We start from the raw sequence: 22,177 nt of genomic DNA on the forward strand, positions 1-22,177 counted from the left end.
TTGAGGTGACACGCGAAGGCATCGCCTTCCGCAATCCTCAGGCGATCAAAAGCTTTCGGAGAACGAAAGTTCCAAACGGCAACCTGCGCTCAGGTCGGACGCTTGTAGGGATCTTCCTGCCGCTGCCGCGCCTCGGTGTTGCGGTCGAGCTGTGCGCGCTCGCGGCGCCGCAGGCGCCCCGCCTTCGCCACGCCGTAGACCAGGACCGCACCGAGCACGAAGGCTCCGATGAACCAGAGCCAGAGCAGGTTGCCCGAAAGGTGACCCAGCAACATTCCAATTCCACTGTCGCTCATTGTGCATCTCCGGTGATTTTCAAAGCGGTTCTGCCGGGCTAAGTCAGTCCGCCAGCCATCGTTCCTGCGTCCAGGGAGCCCACCGAGACATGATCGACTTCACCTTGTCTGCGTTCGTGACGCTGCTGCTCGTGGTCGATCCCGTGGGCCTTGCGCCGGCCTTCCTCGCCGCGACCGGAGGCATGCCCGACAAGACCAAACGCACCATCGCGCTGCGCGCGCCACTGATTGCGGCGTCGATCCTGGTGGTGATCGCCCTGATTGGAAACTGGCTGCTGCGCCAGCTCGGGATCGGCATCCCCGCCTTCCAGATCGCCGGCGGACTGCTGCTGTTCGGCGTGTCCTACCAGATGATCTTCGGCGACCGTCCGCATCGCGAGGCCCGCGAGGCCGACAAGGCAAGCTCCGAGCATGCCTCCGACGTCGCGGTATTCCCGCTGGCGATCCCGATGATGGCCGGTCCTGGCGCGATCGCGACCACGCTGCTCCTGACGGGCGATGCCGGCTACGGGCCGAGGCTCGCGATCATCATCGCGGTCGTGCTCTCCGTGTGCCTGCTTTGCATGCTCTGCTTTGTCTCCGCGAACATGATCGCGCGGAGCCTTGGGCGCACCGGCAACGCCGTCCTCTCGCGCGTGCTCGGCATGCTGCTCGCGGCCTATTCGGTGCAGTTCGTGATCAACGGCATCGCGGCCGTCCGGGCGAGCTTGCCGTAGAGCTGCGACAATCTGTTAATGCGTTGATTTTCATGTTTATTTCATGATGCCATGAGGCGGCTGGCGCGATCGCGCGCGATCCGGTCCGCTTTCTCTTGCGCTGCCATAATGCTTGACGTACTCCCCGTCTGACAGGCGCCCATCGTCAGGAAATCGAGATGTCGATGACAGCGGACGAGCTCGACAAGAGACAGGCCATCATCGGCGCCTGCCGCCGCATGAACGCGCTCGGCATCAACCAGGGCACCTCGGGCAATATCAGCGTCCGGCATGTGGACGGGCTTCTGGTCACCCCGACCAGCGTGCCCTACGACGCCATGACGCCGGACCAGATCGTGTTCATGGCGATGGACGGCTCGCACGCGCCCGATCAGAAGCCGTCAAGCGAGTGGCGCTTCCACCTCGACATCCTGAAGGCCCGGCCAGACGTCAACGCCGTCGTCCACGCCCATCCGACCTATTGCACCATCCTGGCGATCATGGGCCTGGAGATCCCGCCCGTGCACTACATGATCGCAGCCGCCGGCGGCGACAGCATCCGCTGCGCGCCCTATGCCACCTTCGGAACGGCGGAGCTGTCCGAACATGCAGTGCGGGCGCTGGAGGGCCGGCTTGCCTGCCTGCTCGACCATCACGGCATGATCGCGATCGGCAAGTCGTTGGACAAGGCGATGTGGCTCGCCGTCGAGGTCGAGACGCTGGCGCGGCAATATCACGGCTGTCTCCAGATCGGAGAGCCGCCGCTGCTGTCGAGTGCCGAGATCGAGCGGGTCCGCCAGCGCATGTCCGGTTACGGCATGTCGGAAGGGTAGGGCGGGCCAAAAGTGTTCCTGCGGATCAGACATCTCGCCGACCGCAAGGGGACGAACCGCGTCATGGTTCGGCTGCGGGCGCTGCTGCGCAGCAACGAATTCTATCTGATCCCGCTGGCGCTGGTGATCGGCACGCTCGCCGGCGCCATCGTGACGCTGATGGCCGAGATTGCGCAGATTGCCCATATGGTGATCTACGGCATTCCCATCGACGTTCGCCTGTCCGCCAATACCAGCGTCAGTCCCTGGGCCGCGTTGATCGCGCCCGCGCTGGGCGGATTGGCGCTCGGGATCATGGAGTGGTGGCGGCGAAGGCTCAAGCTCTCCAGCGCGGTCGATCCGATCGAGGCGAACGCGCTGCGTGGCGGCAATCTGTCGATGCGCGACAGCGTGGTTGTGTCGAGCCAGACCTTGATCTCGAACGGCTGCGGCGCCTCCGTCGGCCTCGAAGCCGGCTATACCCAGATCGGCTCGGGCATCGCCTCGCTGCTCGGCAAGTTCTTCAATCTGCGCCGCAACGATCTGCGCCTGATCGTCGGCTGCGGTGCCGCTGCGGCGATCGCGGCCGCCTTCGGTGCGCCGATCACCGGCGCCTTCTACGCCTGCGAGCTGATCGTCGGCGTCTATTCGGTCGGCAGCGCTGCGCCAATCCTCGCCGCCTCGCTCGCGGGTGCACTGACCGCGCAATGGCTCGGCGGCGCGCCATACTCGCTCGAAATACCCAAGGTCAGCGCCGTCGGCGTCGAGCAATATCTGGCGCTGATCGGGCTCGCGCTCGTCACCAGCGGCGTCGGCATCGCCGTGATGCGCTCGTCCTCGATGTTCGAGCGCCTGTTCAAATGGCTGCCGGTCTGGCTGCGCCCGGTGATCGGCGGCCTCATCGTCGGAGGCTTTGCGATTGTCACGCCGCAGGTGCTGGCGGCCGGCCACGGCGCGATGGTGCTCGATCTCTTTCACGACATGACGATCGGCCTGATCGCGCTGATCATCGCCTTGAAGGTGACGGCCTGCCTGATCTCGCTAGCCTCCGGCTTCCGCGGCGGGCTGTTCTTTGCCTCGCTGTTCGTCGGCAGCCTGATCGGAAAGTTCTTTTCGGCGGTGCTGCTCTTGATCAGCCCGAACTTCGTGATCGATCCGCTGGTCGCGATGCTCACGGGCATGGCGACGCTCGGCGTCGCCATCGTCGGCGGTCCCTTGACCATGTCGTTCCTCGTGCTCGAGATGACCCGCAACGTCGACGTCACCGCCGTGGTGCTCGCCGGCTGCATCGTCACCTCGATCTGCGTCCGCTTCATGTTCGGACACTCCTTCTCGACCTGGCGCCTGCATCTGCGCGGCGAGACCATTCGTAGCGCCAACGACGTCGGCTGGCTGCGCAACCTCACCGTCGAGCGGCTGATGCGCTCCGATGTCGGCAAGGTGCCGTCGACCACGACGATCGCCGCGGTCCGCCGCGAATTCGCGCTGGGCTCGCGGCCCGGGATCGTCATCGTCAACAATGCGGACGAATATGTCGGTCTCGTCCTGCTGCCCGACCTGTTCTCCGGCGATCTCGACACCATCGCCGACGAAATCCAGGTGATCGAGCTCGCGCGCCTGACCGAGATCGTGCTGATCCCCGAAATGAACGTGAAGTCGGCCATGGCGGTGTTCGACGAGGCGGAAGCCGAGATGCTGGCAGTCGTCGATTCCACCGACAGCCGCAAAGTGGTCGGCTTCCTCACCGAGACCTTCGCCCGCCGCCGCTATGTCGAGGAGATCGACAAGGCAACGCGCGGCGTGCTGGGGGCGCTGTCGTAAAGTCACGCGGAAGCGGGACGGCGTGCGTCACGCGCCGCCGTCCGCGCCTGCTATCGGCTCGGTTGGGCGGGAGCCGCAACGACGCCCGCCACGATCCGGCGGACCAGCGGCAGCACCATCAGCAGCGTCGGAAAGGCGACGAGCCATGACAGCGCCCAGGCGCCCGGCCAGGTCGCGAGGAACGCCGGCGTTGCGCCGAGGCTTCGAAGGGTGGAAATGATCGACACCACGGCCGTCATGAGGACGGACAGCACAAATGGCATCACGATCGGCGCATAGCGCGCCGGCAGTTTGCGAACCGCAATCATCTGGTTTCTCTTTGGAATAGGACGCGTCAGTCACGGTGAACCCAAGAATGGCATCGATCCCGACGGCGTCGGTTGATGCGTTGGTTCACGTAAAACGCTTACGGCGACCGAAAAACGGTGCGGCTGTTCATTATCCGCTCATGTTGGATGGTTCAAGCTGGATCTGGTCGTTCGGTTTACAATCGTTCAAAGCGTGGCAGATTGCCGCGATCACGAAACCATTTCAGTAGCTTGCGCATTAAATCTTGTTTGATGATGTCGCTTTGAGCGAGAACAGGGAAGGTCAAGATGAATAAGGGACCGATGATTTCTGCAGCCGGCCGCAACGTTGCGTTGGCAGCTTTCGCAAGTCTTGTTCTGATTGCGGCCTCTGTCACGCCTTCGGCTGCCAACTCGCCCGCACCCAGCAAGGCCGCTGCCGCGGGCCCGGCCGCTCCGGCTGCCACCGATTTCAGCGCCGCTCGCCGCCACCGCTACTATCGACGAGGTCCGAACGCTGCAGGCCTCGCCTTCATGGGCGTGGCGGCAGGTCTGATCGGCGGCGCGATCGCAGAGAGCAGGCGCCAAGAGTACTACGAGGACCGCTATAATTACGGCCCCGGTCCTTACTACGGCGGCCAGGGATATTACGGCGGCGGTCCCTACTATGGTCCGCGTGGCTATTATCAGCCGTATTAGGCGCCTGTCCTCGCCGCAGTCTCGTTTCGCGCCAAGGGGCGGTGTTTTGCACCGCCCCTTGTTGCTTCTGCGCGAGGCGTCTCATTGCGCGACCTGTGTCGCGGGTGCGTCAATCCTCTCTTGAAAAAATATTCCACTTTACCGAAATTCGGTTTTGGCGTATGTATCGGCCATCCCGGCTCATCCTTGAGGGGCGATCTTGTGGTCGTCATGTTCGCGAGGTGGGCTTGCGGTGGACGCGGCAGCGTTCGGGTGCGAGTGGCCAAGGGCAGGGCGGATTGCTCTCCGTGAACCCAAGGCTTCGTTCCGACGAGCGGCGCTGCTAGGCTTCGTCTCGTCATCAGGTCGGCGGCAACGTGCACAACGTCGTCGAAACCGGTGGTGAAATGGCGGGCCGTGCGTACGGCAAAACCGTGTGGTCCTGGCCGTCGTTGCTACGGTCAAGTCCTAGCGAATGCGGCATCTGCGTCAACCGGCGTGGTGTCGGTGAATTTCGCTGGGGTGAGGGAGGCCAGAACGAACTCGGCTCCCGGGAGAGCACGGCATAAGCCGTCCAACCATCGCGCAGGGAAGGCCGAGTGATTGGCTACACCTGTATGCTGCTGTGCGGTTTTCCTGCGTGTGCTTTTCGCGCAGCGGACCGCGGGTGCCAGCCAGCACCCGGCCTTCCCTGCGCCCTCTTGGACAAGAGGGTGGAATGACCAAGCAAAGCTCGGGCGAGATCAGCCGCGAGGCTGCGAAGCTGTGTCTGCAATTCAAAAATGCGAGCTGGAAGCGTCGCGTTACCGCGTCATACTCCGTCATTGCGAGCGCAGCGAAGCAATCCAGAAATGCATCCGTGGAAAATGTCTGGATTGCTTCGTCGCAAGAGCTCCTCGCAATGACGACGTGGAGGCAGTTTCGCTTGATCGCGCTAGGCTTCCCGCATCACCGTCCCGCTGGTGCAGACATCGCGCCGTTGGAATAGCGCGACCAGTCGGGCTCGGTCGGCTGCGACGGCCACAGCGCGGCGTTGGAGTCGCGCACCGACTGGGTGATGGGATGGGGTTGCGCCCTGCGGACATGACGGCGGTCGTTCGCCGCGGCAGTCTGGACGGTGGCGGCGGCAATCAGCGTCGCGCCGAGAATGATAAAGGTCTTTTGCATTGTTACTTTCTCCCGTAACGGCGCCCGGCTGTGAGATGTTTGTGTGGTCGCCGTCGCGGCTGACATGGCGATGCGCCCAGCCGATATCAGCGCTCGCGAGATCACATTGGGGCGAGCCAATTTTCTAGCCTCGGCTAAATATTCGGCAATCGCGCCCGTAGCCCCGATGGACTTGACCTGCGCAATCCGGTTCAATGGGCCAAATCTGGTTTCTGGGCGACAATGATGTCGAAATATCTGCTGGTCCTTCTGCTGATCGCCTCGCCGGCCGTGGCGCAGGTCAAGCTGACCCCAAAAACCTCGGCGGCGCATCCGGACCCCTGCGCGCCGATCGGACGGACCGCGGACGGCAAGCTGGTCTACTCCATGAAATGCGAGAATTTGCCGGTGCCGCCTCCGCCGCCGCAGGCGGAACTGAGGGAGGCGCCGCAGCCCGCCGCCGAGCCGGAGCCCGAGACGCGGCGGAGCGGCGTTTTCGGCTGGTCCTACGACCGCAGGTAACCGGCCGCGCCCCTTGCGCGAAGCCCGACGGAGTGCTCTTTGCCTGAAAATTCCCCGTGGGGCCACCGCCCCCGATCCAGAGAGATGAGATGACCAAACTCGTGATCCGCGCCGGCGACTTCACCTTCGATGCCCGTTTCGAGGAGCAAGCGGCGCCCAAGACTGTCGCCGCGTTCCGCAAGGCGCTGCCGTTCGAAAGCCACATCATCCACGTGCGCTGGAGCGGCGAGGGCGTGTGGATGCCGCTCGGCGACCTCGATTTCGGAGTCGGCTACGAGAACCACACCAGCTATCCCGCGCCCGGCCAGATCATCCTCTATCCCGGCGGCATCAGCGAGACCGAGATCCTGATGGCCTATGGCGGCGTGCACTTCGCGAGCAAGATGGGCCAGCTCGCCGGCAACCATTTCATCACCTTGACGTCCGGCCTGGAGAATCTGGCGACGCTCGGCAAGAGCGTGCTGTGGAAGGGCGCGCTGCCGATCCGCTTCGAGGAAGTCTGAGTGACTGGTACCCGCTACCCGCGCGATCTCCGCGGTTACGGCCGCAACCCGCCGCACCCGCAATGGCCCGGCAACGCGCGGGTCGCGGTGCAGTTCGTCGTTAATTTCGAGGAGGGCAGCGAAAACAACATCCTGCATGGCGACCCTGCCTCGGAAGCGTTCCTGTCCGACGTGCTCGGCGCACAGCCTTGGCCCGGCCAGCGCCACGCCAATATCGAATCGATGTTCGAATATGGCTCGCGCGCCGGCTTCTGGCGGCTGTGGCGGATATTCAGCCAACGGAAGTGGCCGACCACCGTGTTCGGCGTCGCCACAGCGCTGAACCGCAATCCGGAAATCGTTGCTGCCATGAAGGAGGCGGGCTGGGACATCGCCAGCCACAGCCTGAAGTGGATCGAGCACAAGGACATGACCGAGGCGCAGGAGCGCGCGGAGATCGCGGAAGCGATCCGCGTCCACACCGCAGCGACCGGCTCGCGGCCCCTCGGCTGGTACACCGGACGCTCCTCGATCAACACCAACCGTTTGGTGATGGAGGAGGGCGGCTTCCTCTATCTCAGCGATTCCTATGCCGACGATCTGCCCTATTGGGTCAGGGGCGCGAGCGGCAAGCAGCTCGTCATTCCCTACACGCTCGACGCCAACGACATGCGGTTCATCAATCCGCAGGGCTTTGCCGAAGGCGAGCAGTTCTACACCTATCTGAAGGACGCCTTCGACGTGCTCTACGCCGAAGGCGAGAGCGCGCCGAAGATGATGTCCGTCGGCCTGCACTGCCGTCTGGCCGGACGTCCCGGCCGCGCGGCGGGGCTGATCCGCTTCCTCGACTACATCGGCAAGCACAAGCGCGTCTGGGTGCCGACGCGGTTGCAGATCGCACAGCATTGGCACGACAAGCTCGCGCACCTTGCGGGCGACGCATTCGAGATCGGGTGAGGGCGATGTCGCAGATACCGCTGTCCGATCTCAATGTCGCGAGCTTCGACGATTTCGTCGCAGTACTTGAAAACGTGGTCGAGTACTCGCCTTGGATTGCCCAAGAAGCCGCGGCGCGCCGTCCGTTTGCCGGCATCAATCCACTGCTCGACGCGATCAAGGCGGCGATCGCGAGCGCTGAGCCCGAGGTGCAACTGGCGCTGATACGTGCGCACCCCGACCTTGCCAACAAGACTCAGCGCGCAGCGGGACTCACGCCTGACTCGAGTGCCGAGCAGAATAGCGCCGGCCTCGACCGTCTGTCGGACGCCGAATACGCGGCCTTCGAGCGTGCGAACAATGCATATCGCGAAAAATTTGGTATCCCCTATATCGTCTGCGCGCGCCGGCATACCAGGGATTCCATCCTGCGGGACTTCGAGGCGCGGCTGCAGAACATCGCCAAGACCGAGACACGCCGCGCGCTTGAGGAAATCTCTCGTATCGCTGCTCTGCGTCTCGATCAGCTCGTCATCGCCGATGACAAGCTCAAGGTGCACGGCCGGCTTTCGACCCATGTACTGGACAATCACGCCGGCAAGCCCGCGCCGGGTGTTGCGGTCGAGCTGGTCGAGCTCGCCGCGCTCGGGGAAAGCCGCGTCATCGCGCGCACCGTCACCAACGCAGACGGCCGCACCGACCAGCCGCTGATCGGCGGCCGCCCGCTGCCGATCGGCCGCTACGAGCTCCGGTTTAGCGTGGCCAAATATTACGCCGAGCGCAACGTGCAGCTTTCCGACCCGCCGTTCCTCGACGAGATCCCGCTACGCTTTGCGATCAGCGAGCCGGAAAGCCACTACCACGTGCCGCTGCTGGTCACGCCATGGAGCTATTCGACCTATCGCGGCAGTTAAACATGTTGCGCGGATGAGGCGACCGCTGCTGCATCCGCTTCCGCCGCTGCGCCGCCGCTCAACCCGTTGAAGAAGGCGTTGAGCAGCACCGAGACGATTGCACACAGCAGGATGCCGGACTCCAGCAGCGGCTGCAGATCATGCGGCAAATTCCTGAAGAAGCCGGGTGCGGCGAGCGGGATCAGGCCGAAGCCGATCGAGATCGCGACGATGAAGAGATTGTAGCGATTGGTGCGGAAGTCGACCGAGGTGAGGATACGTGCGCCTGTCGCCGCGACCATGCCGAACATCACGAGGCCGGCGCCGCCGAGCACGACCAGCGGCACGGCCTCGACCAATGCGGCGAGCTTCGGCAACAGGCCGAGCACGAGCATGATGCATCCGCCCGTGACCGTCACCCAGCGCGAACGCACGCCGGTGACCGAGACGAGACCGACATTCTGCGAGAACGACGTGTACGGGAAGGTGTTGAAGATGCCGCCGAGCAGCGTGCCGACGCCGTCGGCGCGCAGGCCTCGGCTCAGGGCTTCGCGGTCGACCGTCTTGCCGGTGATGTCGCCGAGCGCCAGGAACATGCCGAGTGATTCGATCATCACCACGATCATGACGACGCACATCGTGATGACAGGCACCAGATGGAATTGCGGCATGCCGAAGCGGAACGGGATCACGAGCGCGCCCCAGGAGGCCGCAGCGACCTTGTCGAAATGCATCACGCCCAGAATGGTCGCGAGCACGGCGCCGGCGATGATGCCAAGCAGCACGGCGACGTTGGCGAGGAAGCCGGTGCCCCATTTGATCAAGCCGAGAATGAACAGCAGCACGAACAGCGAGATGCCGAGCCCCTGCAACTGTCCGTAGGCCGGATTGGGAAAGCTGCCGGCGACGCCGTCGACCACCTTCGTCAGCGTCGGCAGGCCGCCGCCGGCCCAGTTGATGCCGACCCGCATCAGGGAGATGCCGATGACGAGAATGATGCTGCCGGTGACGACGGGCGGGAACAGCGGTAGCAGCCGGCTGACGAACGGCGCCGCGACGATGCCGAACAGGCCGGCGGCGATCACTGAACCGTAGATGCCGAGCAGGCCGATCTCAGGTGAAGCCGCCATCGACAGCATCGGACCGACGGATGCGAACGTCACGCCCATCATCACAGGCAGGCGGATGCCGACACCGGGAAGACCGAGGCATTGCACTAGCGTCGCAAGTCCGCAGGCGAACAGGTCGGCGCTGATCAGGAAGGCGACATCCTCCGGCGGCAGCTTCAGCGCGCGCCCGATGATCAGGGGCACCGCGACCGCGCCGGCATACATCACCAGCACATGCTGAAGCCCGAGCGCCAGCAGGCGCGGGACCGGCAGGACCTCGTCGACGGGATGGACTTCGCTGCTCATGGATTAATCCCCCGAAATATGCCTATCCAAACTTATCGTGCAGCGCCGGAAACAGCCGGTCCGGCTTGAAGGGCGGCGCAGTGAAGCGGATGCCGGTGGCATCGGCAATCGCGTTGCCGAGAGCGGCGGCGACCGGATTGTACGGACTCTCGCTCATCGACTTCGCCCCCAGCGGGCCGATCGTGTCGGAGGTCTCGGCGAAGAAGACCTCGGTGCGGGGCACATCGGCGAAGGAGGGCAGGTGGTAGTCGCGGAATTTGGGGTTGGCGACGCGGCCATCCGCATCGATCACCATCTCCTCGTAGAGCGCGGCACCGAGCGCCTGCGCAACACCGCCTTCGACCTGGCCACGGCACTGCATGGGATTGGCGACGACGCCGGCGTCCGCTGCATGCACGCTCCTGAGAATCCGGAGCTCGCCAGTGGCCTTGTTCACGGCGACGCGAAAACCCTGCACGTTGAAGCCGACCGAACGCGGCGTGCCGCCGGAATTGCCGGCGCCTGCGAACGGCTGTCCGCGTTCGCGCGCGAGCCTTGCCAGCTCCACAAAGGACATGCGCCGCACGCCACTGACGACGGCTTCGCTCTCGAGCGTGCAACTGCCGACGTCGCAGAGCCATGCGCCGGCGGCGGCCGCCTTCAGCTCGGTCGCAAGCTGCATGGCTGCGGCATGCGTCGCCTTGCCTGCCACGAACATGCCGGCGCTGCCATAGGCGCCGGTGTCGTGGCCGCCATGGGCGGTGTCGGATTGGCGCAGGCGAATGCGGTCGACGGTGGTCGCAAGCGTGGTTGCCGCGATCTGCCGGTGCACGGTGCTGGTGCCGTTGCCGAATTCGGCGGTGCCAACGGTGAGATCGAAGCTGGCGTCGTCGTTGAGCGTGACCATCGCATCCGCGAGATGGCCCGCCGGGGGCACCGTGTCGATCATGGTCAGCGCGACGCCGTCGCCGATCAGCCACTCCGGCGATAGGTCCGGCTGTGGACCATCAGCCTGCATCGCGCGCTCGACGAGGTCGAGGCACTGGTCGAGTCCGTAGGAGCCGTAGTGCACATCGTGAAATTCCGACGGCGGCGGCGACACCATGGGATCGCCGGGCTTGACGACGTTGCGCCGGCGCATCTCGTAAGGGTTGATGCCGAGCTGCTTGGCCAATTCGTCGATCGCGGCCTCGACCGCGATGAGTGTTTGCGGCAGACCATAACCGCGAAACGCGCCTGCCGGCACCGTATTGGTGTAGACCGCGTAGCCGTCGACCCGCTTGTTCGGGCAATTGTAGACGCTGATGGATTCGGCCAGCGAGTGGAACATCACTGGGCCGGCGTGATTGCCGTAGGCGCCGGTGTTGGAGAGCACGTCGAGCTGGAGCGCCGTGAGCTTGCCGTTCGCGTTGGCACCGGCCCTGACGTGGACCCGCATCGGATGCCGCGTCGAGGTTGCGATGAACTGCTCCTCGCGGGTGAGCTCCAGCTTCACCGGCCGTCCGGTCTTGAGCGCGGCGAGCGCCAGAATGTCTTCGACGAACATCTCCTGCTTGCCACCAAAGCCGCCGCCGACGCGCTCGCAGAAGACGCGGACCTTGTCCATGGGAAGTTCGAAGATATCAGACAGCGCGCGTCGGGTCAGGAACGGCACCTGCGTCGAGGTGCGGACATTGAGCACGCCGGAAGCATCGAGCCAGGCGAGGCCGCCATGGGTTTCCAAAGCGGCATGCTGCACACGGTGACTATGGAAGGTGCCATCGAAGGTGGCGGCGGATGTCGCGAGCGCAGCCGCCACGTCGCCGAATTCGCCATGCGTCTCCGCAGCGATGTTGCGCTGGGCATAGGCGATGCGGTTCGCGGTGGTGCGATCGGGATGAATGACGGGCGCGCCGGGCGCCATCGCCTGCTCCGGATCGACCAGCGCGGGCAAAATCTCGTAACTGACCTTCAGCCGGCGGCATGCGTCCTCGGCCGCGGCTTCGCTGTCTGCGACCACGGCGGCGACCTTCTGGCCGATGAAGCGGACGATGTCGTCGAGAACACGGGTATCCTCGGGATCCATCCAGTCCTTCTCATGCCGCGCGGTCGACATCAGAGTGGTTGGCGCATCCTCATGCGTCAGTACCGCGTGCACGCCGGGAACGCTCAGCGCTTCCGACTTGTCGATCGCGACGATCCTCGCGTGGGCGTGCGGCGAACGGAGCAGCTTGATATGCAGCAGGCCGTCGATCTGCGTGTCGAACGTGTAGCGCGCCTTGCCGCGCACGACATCGGGGCCAGCTGGCGCCGGCAGGCTGCGGCCGAATGCGGCGCCGGCTTCGACGCCCGCCTCGACATTGGTCTTGCCGAGCAGCGCGTCCTCGATCGCGCGATAGCCGGTGCAGCGGCAGATATTGCCCTTCAGCGCGACGCCGAGATCGGTGCGCTGCGCCTGGTTCAGCGAGGCGCAGGTCAGGATCATGCCGGCGGTGCAAAAGCCGCATTGAAAGCCCTGCGCATCGAGGAAAGCCTGCTGCATCGGATGCGCGCCGCTGTCACCGCCGAGGCCTTCGATCGTCGTGACCGCGCGCCCGTCGGCGCGGAACGCCGGGATCAGACAGCTATGCACCGGCTCGCCGTCCAGCAGCACGGTGCAGGCGCCGCAATCGCCGGCGTCGCAGCCCTTCTTCACGCCGAAATGGCCGAGCTCGCGCAGGAACGTGCGCAGGCACTGGCCGGCGCGCGGCTCCTGTGGAAACGTCGTGCCATTAACCTCGAAGCTCATGCCGGCGGTGCTCCGAGGAGTTCGTCGTGGATCTCTTCGGCGAGCCGCAGTGTCATGTGCTTGCGCCAGAGCGGCTTACCGTGGATGTCGGTATGGTAGAGATCGTCCGTGATCTGCTGCGCGATGGAATCGCGAAGCGCTTTCGTGTCGGGGACCTCGCGAAAGGACAACCGGATCGGCCGCACCGTCGAGGCGGTGACCGTGAGCGTCAGCGTGCCATCGGCATCCAGACTGCCGATCAGGAGCGCCGCCGAGCGGCCGACCGGCGCCAGCGAGATCTGGCGGAAGGCCGTACGACGTTTCAACGCGGCGATCGGAATATCGATCTGCCGGAGCAGGTCCCCCGGCGCCAGACGGTTGTGTTGGTCGCCGATGACGAAATCGATGACAGGCATCATCTGTTCGCCGCCGCCGGCCTTCCAGATCGTGCAGACGCCGTCCAACGCAGCGGTGAGCGAGATCATCGGTCCCGCCGGAAGCGACATGCAGAGATTGCCGCCGACGGTCGCCGTCTTCCAGATCTTGAACGAAGCCAGGAAGGCGCGGCAGCACTGGTTGATCAGCGGTGCCGCGAACCAGTCGGGTGGGCAGGCGAATCCATCGAGCTGCGCGACGGTGCAGGTGGCTGCGATGCTGAGATGGCTCTCGGTGACCGTCAGCGCCGGCCATTTCAGGTCGGTGAGATCGATGAGCCGAGTCAGGTGAACTTGCGGCTCCGAGAACAGCCAGGTGCCGCCCGCGAGCCAAGCATCACCTGGCGTCCAAACGGGCAGCTGCGCGCGCGTTTGCGGATGGGCCACCGCTGTGATGGTATTCAAGTCCATGGCGACGCCAACGCTTCCAACGAGTGAATCGAACCAGGAGAAAGTCTTGCAAGACGAGCGCCAAGTCGCAACAACAAGTCGCAGCAAAAGTGCAATCAGGCCGGCCCCTGCCTTGCAGGTCTGTCGTCGGCGGATGTGAGGAGGAGCAGGTTGATGAGCGACGCAAAGCCGATCTGGATCAGGGATCCCCTGGCTATCCTCGCCGATGGCGCCGAGCGCGGGATCGTGGTGAGAGGCGGCCGGATCGTCGAGCTGGTGCCGGCCGGCGCTGCGCCTGCAACCGCTGACGTCGCGGTGTTCGATGCTGGCGACCACGTCGTGCTGCCGGGCCTCATCAACACCCATCACCATTTCTACCAGACGCTGACGCGGGCGCTGCCGGCGGCGATGGACCGCGAGCTGTTTCCCTGGCTCCAGGCGCTCTATCCGGTGTGGGCGAAGCTGACGGCTGAAGCTCTCGAGCTCGGCGTCACCGTGGCGATGTCCGAACTGTTGCTGTCGGGCTGCACCACCACGACGGATCATCACTATGTTTTTCCGGCGGGGCTCGAAGACGCCGTCGATATCGAGGTGGCGGTGGCCAGGCGGCTCGGCGTGCGCGTGCTGCTCACGCGCGGCTCGATGAACCTGTCGCAGCGCGACGGCGGTCTGCCGCCCGATAGCGTCGTGCAGGATGAGGACACCATCCTCGCCGACAGCGCGCGTGTGGTCGCCAGGCACCACCAGCGCGGCGCGGATGCGATGGTGCAGATCGCGCTCGCACCTTGCTCGCCGTTCTCGGTGACGACGTCCCTGATGCGCGCCACCGCCGATCTCGCAGACAAGCTCGATGTGCGCCTGCATACCCATCTGGCCGAGACCGAGGACGAGAACAAATTCTGCCAGGAGATGTATGGCTGCCGTCCGCTCGACTATCTCGAACAATGCGGCTGGCTCAATGCGCGGACGTGGCTCGCCCATGGCATCTTCTTCAATGCAGACGAGATGAAGCGGCTCGGCAAGGCGAAGACGACGATCAGTCATTGCGCCTGCAGCAACCAGCTTCTGGCCTCCGGCTGCTGCCCCGTCTGCGAAATGGAGGAGGCCGGTGTGGGCATCGGCATCGGCATCGATGGCTCGGCCTCGAACGATGGATCGAACCTGATGCAGGAGGTCCGGGCTGCGTTCCTGCTACAGCGGGCGCGCTACGGGGTGACGAAGGTCAGTCATAAGGATGCGCTGCGCTGGGCCACCAAGGGCTCGGCGGCCTGCGTCGGTCGACCGGAACTCGGTGAGATCGCCGTCGGCAAGGCGGCCGATCTCGCGCTGTTCAGGCTCGACGAGCTACGCTTCTCCGGCCATGGCGATCCCCTGGCCGCGGTCGTCCTGTGCGGGGCGCATCGGGCCGATCGGGTGATGGTGGCAGGGAAATGGGCCGTTATCGACGGCGCGATCCCCGGCCTCGATGTGGCAGACCTCATCCACCGCCACAGTTCGGCGGCGCGGGCCATGCAGGCCAGATAACGTCCAGGCGAAGATAGAAAGAGGGGGCGACCACAAGTGCCGGGTGCTTCTGGCCACCCCCTCCAAACCTCCTCCGGGAGGAGCAGGTGATTTAGGCAAAGCAAGAAGCGTGCTACTTGCCCGGCAGCTTGTCGTCGATGCCTTTGACATAGAAATTCATGCCGAGGATCTGGCCGTCGTCGAGATTGGCGCCGCCCTTGCACTCGACAGGCTTGCCGTCCTGCCCAAGGACCGGGCACTTGAACGGATGCAGCTTGCCCGCGGTGATCGCGGCCTGGGCATCCTCGGCGATCTTCTTCACGTCGTCAGGCATGTTGGTGTAAGGTGCCATCGCGAACATGTGGCTGTCGAGGCCGCCCCAGCTGTCCTCGGATTTCCAGGTTCCGTCGAGCTCGGCCTTGACCCGGGCGATGTAGTAGGGACCCCAGGTATCGAGGATCGAGGTCAGCTGGGTCTTCGGCCCGAACTTGATCATCTCGGAATCCTGGCCGAAGGCGAGCTTGCCGCGTTCGCTGGCGATCTGCATTGCCGCGGGCGAATCCGTGTGCTGCATGATCACATCCGCGCCCTGGTCGATCAGCGCCTTGGCGGCGTCGGCCTCCTTGCCCGGGTCGAACCAGGTGTTGGCCCAGATGATCTTGACCTTGATGTTCGGGTTGATGGTCTGCGCGGCGAGGATCGTCGCGTTGATGCCGGAGACGACCTCGGGAATTGGGAACGAGCCGATATAGCCGAGCACGCCGGACTTCGACATCTTGGCCGCGATCAGGCCCTGGATGTAGCGGCCCTGGAACCATTTGGCCGAATAGGTCGACATGTTCGGGTTGCGCTTGTATCCGGTCGCGTGCTCGAAATGCACGTTCGGATATTTCTTCGCGACCTTCAGCGTCGGATCCATGTAGCCGAACGAGGTGGTGAAGATCAGCTTGTTGCCGGCGCGGACGAGCTGCTCGATGGAGCGTTCGGCGTCGGGGCCCTCAGGCACGTTTTCGAGAAAAGTGGTCTCGATCTTGTCGCCGAGCTCCTTCACCAGGGCCTGGCGTGCCAGCTCATGCTGATAGGTCCAGCCGAGGTCACCGACCGGGCCGAGGTAGATAAATCCGACTTTCAGCTTGTCGGCGGCGGAGGCTGCACTGACGCTCCCGGCAAGCAAGAGCCCGGCAGTCAGCGCAAGAAGTGATTTCCTCATCATCAATCTCCAAACATCAGGGGAAAGCCACGATCCGCAACGTGCGCGCCCCATCGCGCCCGCCCCGGAAATGAAACGCTAGCGGTCAGGCACGAACACGGTGCCAAGCGCAGCCGGTGCGGTGGATCCGCCCGTGCGCGCGCGGGAGAGCAGGACCAGGACGATGACAGTCGCAAGGTAAGGCAGCGCCGACATCAACTGCGAGGGAATGCCGACGCCCCAGCCCTGCGCGTGCAGCTGCAGGATCGTCACCGCGCCGAATAGATACGCGCCGACCACGAGGCGGCCCGGACGCCAGGACGAGAACACCACCAGCGCCAGCGCGATCCAGCCGCGGCCTGCGGTCATGCCCGGAATGAAGAACGGCGTATAGGCGAGCGGCAGATAAGCGCCGGCAAGTCCGGCGCAGGCGCCGCCGAACATCACGGCGAAGGTGCGGATGCGCAGCACGGGGTAGCCGAGTGCATGCGCAGACACGTGGTTGTCGCCGCAGGAGCGCAGGATCAATCCTGGCCGCGTGCGGTACAGGAACCACCAGACGCCGGCGACCAGCGCCAGCGAGAAATAGACGAAGGCGTCCTCGCCGAACAACACGCGGCCGACCAGCGGAATATCCGTGAGGCCGGGAATGTTGAGATGCAGCGCCGGCGTGATGCGCTCGCCGACGAAACCGGCGCCGATCAGGCCGGAGAGTCCGACGCCCAGGATGGTCAGCGCCAGCCCTGTCGCAACCTGGTTGACCGCAAGCCCGAGCGCCATCAGCGCGAAGACCAGTGACATCAAGGTGCCAGCGACGATCCCGAACAGTGCGCCAATAAAGATCGAGCCGGTCAGCCAAGCACCTGCAAAGCCACACGCGGCGCCGACGATCATCATGCCCTCGACGCCGAGATTGAGCACGCCGGATCGTTCGGTCACGAGCTCGCCGGTCGCCGCGATCAGGAGCGGCGTCGAGGCGGCGAGCACCGCGAGGACGATGGCTTCAATGAGTTCCACGAGCCACCTGTCGGTTCGGGAAAACCAGCTTGAAGCGGTAGAGAATGAGGGAATCGCAGGCGAGCACGTAGAACAGCAGGATGCCTTGAAAAACTTTGGTGACGTCCAACGGGATCTTCATCGCGATCTGCGCCTGCTCGCCGCCGATAAAGGTCAACGCGAGAAAAAGGCCTGCAATTAATATTCCAAGCGGGTTCAGCCGGCCGAGAAAGGCGACGATGATCGCCGTAAAACCGTAACCCGGCGAGATGCCGGGCTGGAGATGCCCGACCGGACCCGCGACCTCGATGATGCCGGCGAGACCCGCCAGCGCGCCCGAGACGGCGAAGGTCAGGATGACCAACTGGTTGGAATTGAAGCCGCCGAACCGCGCGGCGCGGGGCGCCGCACCGACCACGCGAATCTCGAATCCCTTGATCGTTCGCCCGAGCAGGATCGCCACCGCCGCGACGACAAGAAGGGCGATGATGGAGCCAAGATGCAGCCGGCCGCCTTCGATCAGCAGCGGCACCGTTGCGACCGGATCGAACTCGGCGGTGGTCGGGAAGTTGAAACCGTGCGGATCGCGCCAGGGGCCGCGCACGAGATAGTCGAGGAAGAGATCGGCGACATAGACCAGCATCAGGCTGGTCAGGATCTCGCTGGCGCCGAACTTCACCTTGCAGATTGCCGGGATCAGCGCGTAGAGCGCGCCTGCGGCAGCGGCGAGCACCAGCATGACCGGCAGCACCCAGATGCCAGCGTCGGTGCCCTGCGTCTTCACCGCAATCCAGCTTCCGGCGACCGCGCCGATCAGGAACTGCCCTTCGGCGCCGATGTTCCAGGCATTGGCGAGATAGCAGAGCGACAGCCCGATCGCGATCATCACCAGCGGTGTCGCCTTCACCGCGATTTCCTGGAGCGAATAGCTGTCGGTCAAAGGCGCGATGAAATACGCGTGCAGCGCGAGCAGCGGATTCTTGCCAAGGATAGCGAACAGGATGACCATGGTCACGATCGTGAGGCCGATCGCGATCAGCGGAGAGATCAGCGCGATCGTGTTGGAGCGCTCGGCGCGCTTCTCAAGCACCAACTGCATGCGCGGCCTCCTTCGGCTCCAGCGTGCTGCCGCCCATCAACAGGCCGAGTTTTTCGCGCGTCGCCTCGCTGGTGGCGAGCGGTGCGGACAGATGGCCATGGAACATCACCGCGATGCGGTCGGCGATTTCCGCGAGTTCGTCGAGGTCCTGGCTGGTCACGAGCACGGCAGCGCCTGCGGTTGCGAGATCAAGCAGCGCTTGGCGGATGACGGCGGCCGCACCGGCGTCGACGCCCCAGGTCGGCTGGCTCACCACCAGTACCGCGGGATTGCGCAGGATCTCGCGTCCCACGATGAATTTTTGCAAATTGCCGCCGGAGAGGGATGCTGCTTCCGGATCGCGCTTGGCCTTGCGGACGTCGAAGGTCTCGGTTGCGCGGTCGACCGTCTTCAGGGTGGCCGCAGTATCGATGAAGCCGTGATGGACCATGCCGCTGGCGGCGTGCCCGGTGAGCAGCGCATTCTCCGAAAGTTTCATGCGCGGCGCGGTGCCGTGGCCGAGCCGCTCCTCGGGAACGAAAGCCGCGCCGAGCTTGCGGCGCTGCGTGATCGAGAGATGGCCGGCAGCAAGGCCTTCGATCACGATCGTGCCGGGATCCTTCGACAGGCGTTCGCCGGACAGCGCGGCGAACAGTTCGTCCTGGCCGTTGCCGGCGACCCCGGCGATGCCGAGGATCTCGCCGCCTTTCAGCTCGAACGAGATGTGCTCGAGCCGCACGCCATGCGCCTCGCCGGGGGCGAGCGAGAGATCGTCGACGACGAGGCGCGGCACTGTGGTCTGCCGGCCGGCGGCCGCCTTCACCTCCTTGATCTCGCCGCCGACCATCATGCGCGCGAGCGAAGCGGCGGTCTCAAGCCTGGGATTGCAGGTCTCCACCTTCTTGCCGCCGCGCAGGATCGTTGCCGTGTCGCACAGGCGCTTCACCTCCTCGAGCTTGTGGCTGATATAGAGGATGGCGCGACCTTCGGCCTTGAGCCGCTCCAGCACGACGAAGAGCTGGTCGGCTTCCTGTGGCGTCAGCACCGCGGTGGGCTCGTCAAGGATCAGGAATTGCGGATCCTGCATCAGCGCGCGGACGATCTCGATGCGCTGGCGCTCGCCGACCGACAATTGCCAGACCTCGCGTTTAGGATCGAGCGGCAGACCATAAGTCTTCGACACCTGCTCAAGCCGCGCCGACATGTCCTTGAAAGATTCTTTCCCGTCGAGGCCGAGCGCAACGTTCTCGGCGACGGTGAGATTGTCGAACAACGAGAAATGCTGGAACACCATGCCGATGCCGCGGCTGCGCGCCTCCGAGGGACCGGACAGCACGATCGGCTGGCCCTGCCAACAAATCTGGCCGGCGCTGGGCTGGATCAGCCCGTAAATCGCCTTGACCAGCGTCGACTTGCCGGCACCGTTCTCGCCCAGCAGCGCGTGGATTTCCGTTGGCCAGATATCGATGTCGATGGCGTCGTTGGCGAGGAAATCCCCATAGCGCTTGGTAAGCCCGATCGTCCTGAGGAGCGGGGACTCGCCGGAATGCAGGCCGTTAGTCGTTGAGTCCAACATTCGCTGATGCGCTTGCATGGGGAGAAGTGCCTCAATACTGAGCTAGTTTGAACCGCCGCGTAAGGTGTGAAAAAGCGTCATCCCTTGCTCAACGCTTCGGCAGCACGAGGTGTCGGCGAGTCGCGGCTCTCGCCAGTGGCGATCGTCCTCGGATACCTTCCGAGCAGCCTTGGCAGTCACGGCTTGCGTGTAACGCCTGTTGCAAATTTGTGACGGCTCAAGCCAAATCGGAACCCGCTATGCAGGCTTGGCGTGAAGTTGAGCAGAGACGCGCCATCGAGCGTATGCATTTGCGAACACCTCGACAGTGGCTCCCGCCCATCTTGTCTGCATTGTCCGGCCGACATGAAAAGGCGAGCGAAATCAAATGGGAATATCCGGCAATGGCCACTCTCGCCCGACGGCGTGGCGGTGACTTTGGCCTTCCAAATCCGCCGGTGAAACGCAGCGCCCTGTGCAAACAAGCGGCATACCTTGAAACAAGTTGAGGCTTCTCACTCCGGGAGATCGGCGCAAGTGTCGCACCCAAGGGACGTTCATTTTTACGTGTCCAAACTTGGGGGTATTCAGGATGTCGTTTCGTTTCAAGGCAATTGCAGCAGGCGCGCTGTCACTTGCTACGGTTGCTACCAGTGGCCTGGCGCAGGCGGCGGATCTGCCGGTCAAGGCTGCCAAGAAAGCGGCCGACCTTCCGTTCTTCCTGGTGATCGACGACCGCGTCACCTTCTCCTATATCTTCAATGCCTCGCAGCCCGGTGCGTTCACCAACACCAACGGCGTGATCAACGCCAAGACGACGAAGCAGGTCTACTCCTTCACCCACTTCGATGCCTGGACCTACGGCACCAATTTCTTCACCATCTCGATGTTCAAGTCGGATCACAACGATCCGGCAGGCCCGTGTACCGCCACAGGCGTGGTCGTTTCGCCGGCTGCGGGCTTCGCAGCGACGCCGACGAGCTGTGCCGGCGCGACAGAAATCTACGGCCTTTTCCGCTCGACCTTCGGCTGGAACGAGATCTTCAACACCAAGGCCTTCACGCAGGGCCCGCTGCATAACATCTCGTTCGAGGTTGGCATGGATGCCAACACGGAGAACCGGTATTTCGGCGCCGCCAAGCGCGACGTCGTCGCCGGTCTGCAGTTCGCCTTCGATCTTCCCTATAAGGGCTACTTCAACGTCGCGCCGCTCGTGTACTGGGAGTTCGCCAACCACAACTCCTTCTCGCAGTGCGGCGCCGGTTGGTCCGCTCCGTGTATTGCCGACGGCAACACGTCGTTCAAGCCGACCTGGGCGATCGAAACCAACTACTATATGGACCTCGGCTTCCTGCCGCAGAACATGCAGTATTTCTCGATCAGCGGCCGCGCGGCGTGGTACGGCAAGAAGGGCACCGACACTGAGCCGCTTCCCGCCAGCGTCGCCAACGGCGTCTATCCCACCAAGGTCGAGTTCAACTCCGAGCCGATCCGCCTGACCCTCGATGCTTCGAAGGCGGTTTGGGGTGAGAAGTACTCGCACTTCGTGGACGTCTGGGTCGCCTACCGCTATTGGCAGAACAAGTTCGGCCTCGATCACAACAACGCCGTGGCCTGCACCACCCTGGCCGGTGGCGCGAGGGTGAGCACCGGCTCCTGCACCGAGTCCTCGCTCTACTCCGGTGTCACTGTGAAGTTCTAGCCACCTGACACGCTTCAGGTGAACGACGATGGCGCCGCGTCAAACCTCCGCGGCGTCATCTTCGTTTGTGGGTAGGAACGTAGGGGATGAGCCGTCGGCGCGCTCTACGAAATTGAATTGGTGTTTGCTACTTCGTCCACACGCCATCGTGCAGCGCTTCGGCCTCGTCTTCGAGCAGCGGCCCCGCAACCTCTGTCGGCCGCTGGCCACTGGCAAAGACCTCGCGACAGGGCAGGTCGAGCGTCGGGTTCTCCGGATGATCGCCGGTGATGCCGCGCAGGCGGTGCTCGCTGAGCCCATAGACGACACGACCGATGCCGGCCCAGTAGATCGCGCCGGCGCACATCGCGCAGGGCTCGGCGGAGGAATAGAGCGTGGCCTTCGCCAACACCTCGCGTCCGAGCGTGCGGCAGGCCTGCGTGGCGGCGAGGCGCTCGGCATGCGCGGTGCCGTCGTGATCCGGCATGTAGCCGTTCTCGGCCTCGATCAGCATCTTGCCTTCAGCATCGACGACGATGCAACCGAAGGGATGATTGCCGTGGGTGAGGGAACGGCGGGCGACCGCAAACGAAAGGCGGAGGAAGTGCTCGTCGCGCTCGGACCCGCCGCTCATCGCTCTTCC

The 22,177-nt window shown here is 64.3% G+C and carries 22 protein-coding genes; 11 read left to right on the plus strand and 11 right to left on the minus strand.

Annotated elements, in window-relative coordinates:
• Positions 1–89: 89 nt before the first annotated feature.
• Positions 90–296, minus strand: coding sequence for a hypothetical protein (locus BRA1253DRAFT_RS32755; RefSeq protein WP_007601434.1), 207 nt, complete (start codon positions 294–296; stop codon positions 90–92).
• 89 nt (positions 297–385) lie between these two features.
• On the opposite strand from BRA1253DRAFT_RS32755, the gene BRA1253DRAFT_RS32760 reads away from it, so the two are divergent.
• The 3 genes from BRA1253DRAFT_RS32760 (at position 386) to BRA1253DRAFT_RS32770 (ending at position 3,624) form a co-directional block, all read left to right on the plus strand.
• Complete coding sequence (locus BRA1253DRAFT_RS32760) at positions 386–1,012, plus strand: MarC family protein (protein WP_007601435.1); 627 nt, start codon at positions 386–388, stop codon at positions 1,010–1,012.
• A 158-nt stretch (positions 1,013–1,170) separates the two neighbouring features.
• On the plus strand, positions 1,171–1,824 hold the full coding sequence (locus tag BRA1253DRAFT_RS32765) for an L-fuculose-phosphate aldolase (protein ID WP_007601436.1): 654 nt from the start codon (positions 1,171–1,173) through the stop codon (positions 1,822–1,824).
• A gap of 12 nt (positions 1,825–1,836) precedes the next feature.
• The gene (locus tag BRA1253DRAFT_RS32770) at positions 1,837–3,624 is read left to right on the plus strand and encodes a chloride channel protein (protein ID WP_007601437.1); all 1,788 of its coding nucleotides are present in this window, start codon (positions 1,837–1,839) and stop codon (positions 3,622–3,624) included.
• A gap of 50 nt (positions 3,625–3,674) precedes the next feature.
• On the opposite strand, the gene BRA1253DRAFT_RS32775 is transcribed toward BRA1253DRAFT_RS32770, so the two are convergent.
• The gene (locus BRA1253DRAFT_RS32775; protein WP_007601439.1) at positions 3,675–3,932 is read right to left on the minus strand and encodes a DUF2798 domain-containing protein; all 258 of its coding nucleotides are present in this window, start codon (positions 3,930–3,932) and stop codon (positions 3,675–3,677) included.
• Between the two features lie 288 nt (positions 3,933–4,220).
• On the opposite strand from BRA1253DRAFT_RS32775, the gene BRA1253DRAFT_RS32780 reads away from it, so the two are divergent.
• Together BRA1253DRAFT_RS32780 and BRA1253DRAFT_RS44725 are read left to right on the plus strand one after the other, a co-directional pair.
• Complete coding sequence (locus tag BRA1253DRAFT_RS32780) at positions 4,221–4,610, plus strand: hypothetical protein (protein ID WP_007601441.1); 390 nt, start codon at positions 4,221–4,223, stop codon at positions 4,608–4,610.
• A 697-nt stretch (positions 4,611–5,307) separates the two neighbouring features.
• Positions 5,308–5,577, plus strand: a complete 270-nt coding sequence (locus tag BRA1253DRAFT_RS44725; protein ID WP_007601443.1) for a hypothetical protein — start codon at positions 5,308–5,310, stop codon at positions 5,575–5,577.
• Here BRA1253DRAFT_RS44725 and BRA1253DRAFT_RS32785 read toward each other — a convergent pair.
• Complete coding sequence (locus BRA1253DRAFT_RS32785) at positions 5,538–5,756, minus strand: hypothetical protein (RefSeq protein WP_007601445.1); 219 nt, start codon at positions 5,754–5,756, stop codon at positions 5,538–5,540. The two genes, BRA1253DRAFT_RS44725 and BRA1253DRAFT_RS32785, sit on opposite strands and share 40 nt — an antisense overlap.
• 222 nt (positions 5,757–5,978) lie before the next feature.
• Here BRA1253DRAFT_RS32785 and BRA1253DRAFT_RS32790 point away from each other — a divergent pair, with 222 nt between their 5' ends.
• The 4 genes from BRA1253DRAFT_RS32790 to uraD all read left to right on the plus strand — a co-directional run bounded on the left by BRA1253DRAFT_RS32790 (position 5,979) and on the right by uraD (position 8,589).
• Positions 5,979–6,257 (plus strand): hypothetical protein, encoded by a 279-nt coding sequence (locus tag BRA1253DRAFT_RS32790; RefSeq protein ID WP_007601447.1) that lies wholly within the window; start codon positions 5,979–5,981, stop codon positions 6,255–6,257.
• An 89-nt stretch (positions 6,258–6,346) separates the two neighbouring features.
• Positions 6,347–6,760, plus strand: coding sequence for a DUF3830 family protein (locus BRA1253DRAFT_RS32795; RefSeq protein ID WP_007601448.1), 414 nt, complete (start codon positions 6,347–6,349; stop codon positions 6,758–6,760).
• Positions 6,761–7,696, plus strand: a complete 936-nt coding sequence (gene puuE, locus BRA1253DRAFT_RS32800) for an allantoinase PuuE (RefSeq protein WP_007601449.1) — start codon at positions 6,761–6,763, stop codon at positions 7,694–7,696. It abuts the gene before it with no gap.
• A gap of 5 nt (positions 7,697–7,701) precedes the next feature.
• On the plus strand, positions 7,702–8,589 hold the full coding sequence (gene uraD, locus BRA1253DRAFT_RS32805) for a 2-oxo-4-hydroxy-4-carboxy-5-ureidoimidazoline decarboxylase (RefSeq protein WP_007601450.1): 888 nt from the start codon (positions 7,702–7,704) through the stop codon (positions 8,587–8,589).
• Here the strand turns inward: uraD and BRA1253DRAFT_RS32810 are convergent.
• Genes BRA1253DRAFT_RS32810 through BRA1253DRAFT_RS32820 form a run of 3 tightly spaced genes read right to left on the minus strand, consistent with a single transcriptional unit; the run spans position 8,586 to position 13,553 of the window.
• Entirely contained in the window at positions 8,586–9,983 is a 1,398-nt protein-coding gene (locus tag BRA1253DRAFT_RS32810; protein ID WP_007601451.1) for a nucleobase:cation symporter-2 family protein, read from the minus strand. The two genes, uraD and BRA1253DRAFT_RS32810, sit on opposite strands and share 4 nt — an antisense overlap.
• Before the next feature lie 22 nt (positions 9,984–10,005).
• Complete coding sequence (locus BRA1253DRAFT_RS32815; protein WP_007601452.1) at positions 10,006–12,729, minus strand: molybdopterin-dependent oxidoreductase; 2,724 nt, start codon at positions 12,727–12,729, stop codon at positions 10,006–10,008.
• Positions 12,726–13,553: an FAD binding domain-containing protein gene (locus BRA1253DRAFT_RS32820; protein WP_007601454.1), complete on the minus strand. Its 828-nt coding sequence runs from the start codon at positions 13,551–13,553 to the stop codon at positions 12,726–12,728. The genes BRA1253DRAFT_RS32815 and BRA1253DRAFT_RS32820 overlap by 4 nt, the downstream gene beginning before the upstream one ends.
• A gap of 153 nt (positions 13,554–13,706) precedes the next feature.
• Here BRA1253DRAFT_RS32820 and BRA1253DRAFT_RS32825 point away from each other — a divergent pair, with 153 nt between their 5' ends.
• Positions 13,707–15,056, plus strand: a complete 1,350-nt coding sequence (locus BRA1253DRAFT_RS32825) for an 8-oxoguanine deaminase (protein ID WP_007601457.1) — start codon at positions 13,707–13,709, stop codon at positions 15,054–15,056.
• A gap of 112 nt (positions 15,057–15,168) precedes the next feature.
• On the opposite strand, the gene BRA1253DRAFT_RS32830 is transcribed toward BRA1253DRAFT_RS32825, so the two are convergent.
• The 4 genes from BRA1253DRAFT_RS32830 to BRA1253DRAFT_RS32845 all read right to left on the minus strand — a co-directional run bounded on the left by BRA1253DRAFT_RS32830 (position 15,169) and on the right by BRA1253DRAFT_RS32845 (position 19,874).
• Positions 15,169–16,245, minus strand: coding sequence for a BMP family ABC transporter substrate-binding protein (locus BRA1253DRAFT_RS32830; protein ID WP_007601459.1), 1,077 nt, complete (start codon positions 16,243–16,245; stop codon positions 15,169–15,171).
• 78 nt (positions 16,246–16,323) lie between these two features.
• Positions 16,324–17,241, minus strand: coding sequence for an ABC transporter permease (locus BRA1253DRAFT_RS32835; protein ID WP_007601460.1), 918 nt, complete (start codon positions 17,239–17,241; stop codon positions 16,324–16,326).
• Positions 17,228–18,319, minus strand: a complete 1,092-nt coding sequence (locus BRA1253DRAFT_RS32840; RefSeq protein ID WP_007601462.1) for an ABC transporter permease — start codon at positions 18,317–18,319, stop codon at positions 17,228–17,230. The genes BRA1253DRAFT_RS32835 and BRA1253DRAFT_RS32840 overlap by 14 nt, the downstream gene beginning before the upstream one ends.
• Complete coding sequence (locus BRA1253DRAFT_RS32845; RefSeq protein WP_088941196.1) at positions 18,303–19,874, minus strand: ABC transporter ATP-binding protein; 1,572 nt, start codon at positions 19,872–19,874, stop codon at positions 18,303–18,305. The genes BRA1253DRAFT_RS32840 and BRA1253DRAFT_RS32845 overlap by 17 nt, the downstream gene beginning before the upstream one ends.
• Before the next feature lie 571 nt (positions 19,875–20,445).
• Between BRA1253DRAFT_RS32845 and BRA1253DRAFT_RS32850 the strand changes: the two genes are divergently transcribed.
• Positions 20,446–21,555 (plus strand): hypothetical protein, encoded by a 1,110-nt coding sequence (locus BRA1253DRAFT_RS32850; protein ID WP_007601464.1) that lies wholly within the window; start codon positions 20,446–20,448, stop codon positions 21,553–21,555.
• Positions 21,556–21,682: 127 nt separating this feature from the next.
• Here BRA1253DRAFT_RS32850 and BRA1253DRAFT_RS32855 read toward each other — a convergent pair whose 3' ends face one another.
• Positions 21,683–22,168 (minus strand): nucleoside deaminase, encoded by a 486-nt coding sequence (locus tag BRA1253DRAFT_RS32855; RefSeq protein WP_007601465.1) that lies wholly within the window; start codon positions 22,166–22,168, stop codon positions 21,683–21,685.
• Positions 22,169–22,177: the final 9 nt, after the last annotated feature.

The sequence above is a fragment of the Bradyrhizobium sp. WSM1253 genome (assembly GCF_000244935.1).
GTDB classification, from domain to species: Bacteria; Pseudomonadota; Alphaproteobacteria; order Rhizobiales; family Xanthobacteraceae; genus Bradyrhizobium; species Bradyrhizobium canariense.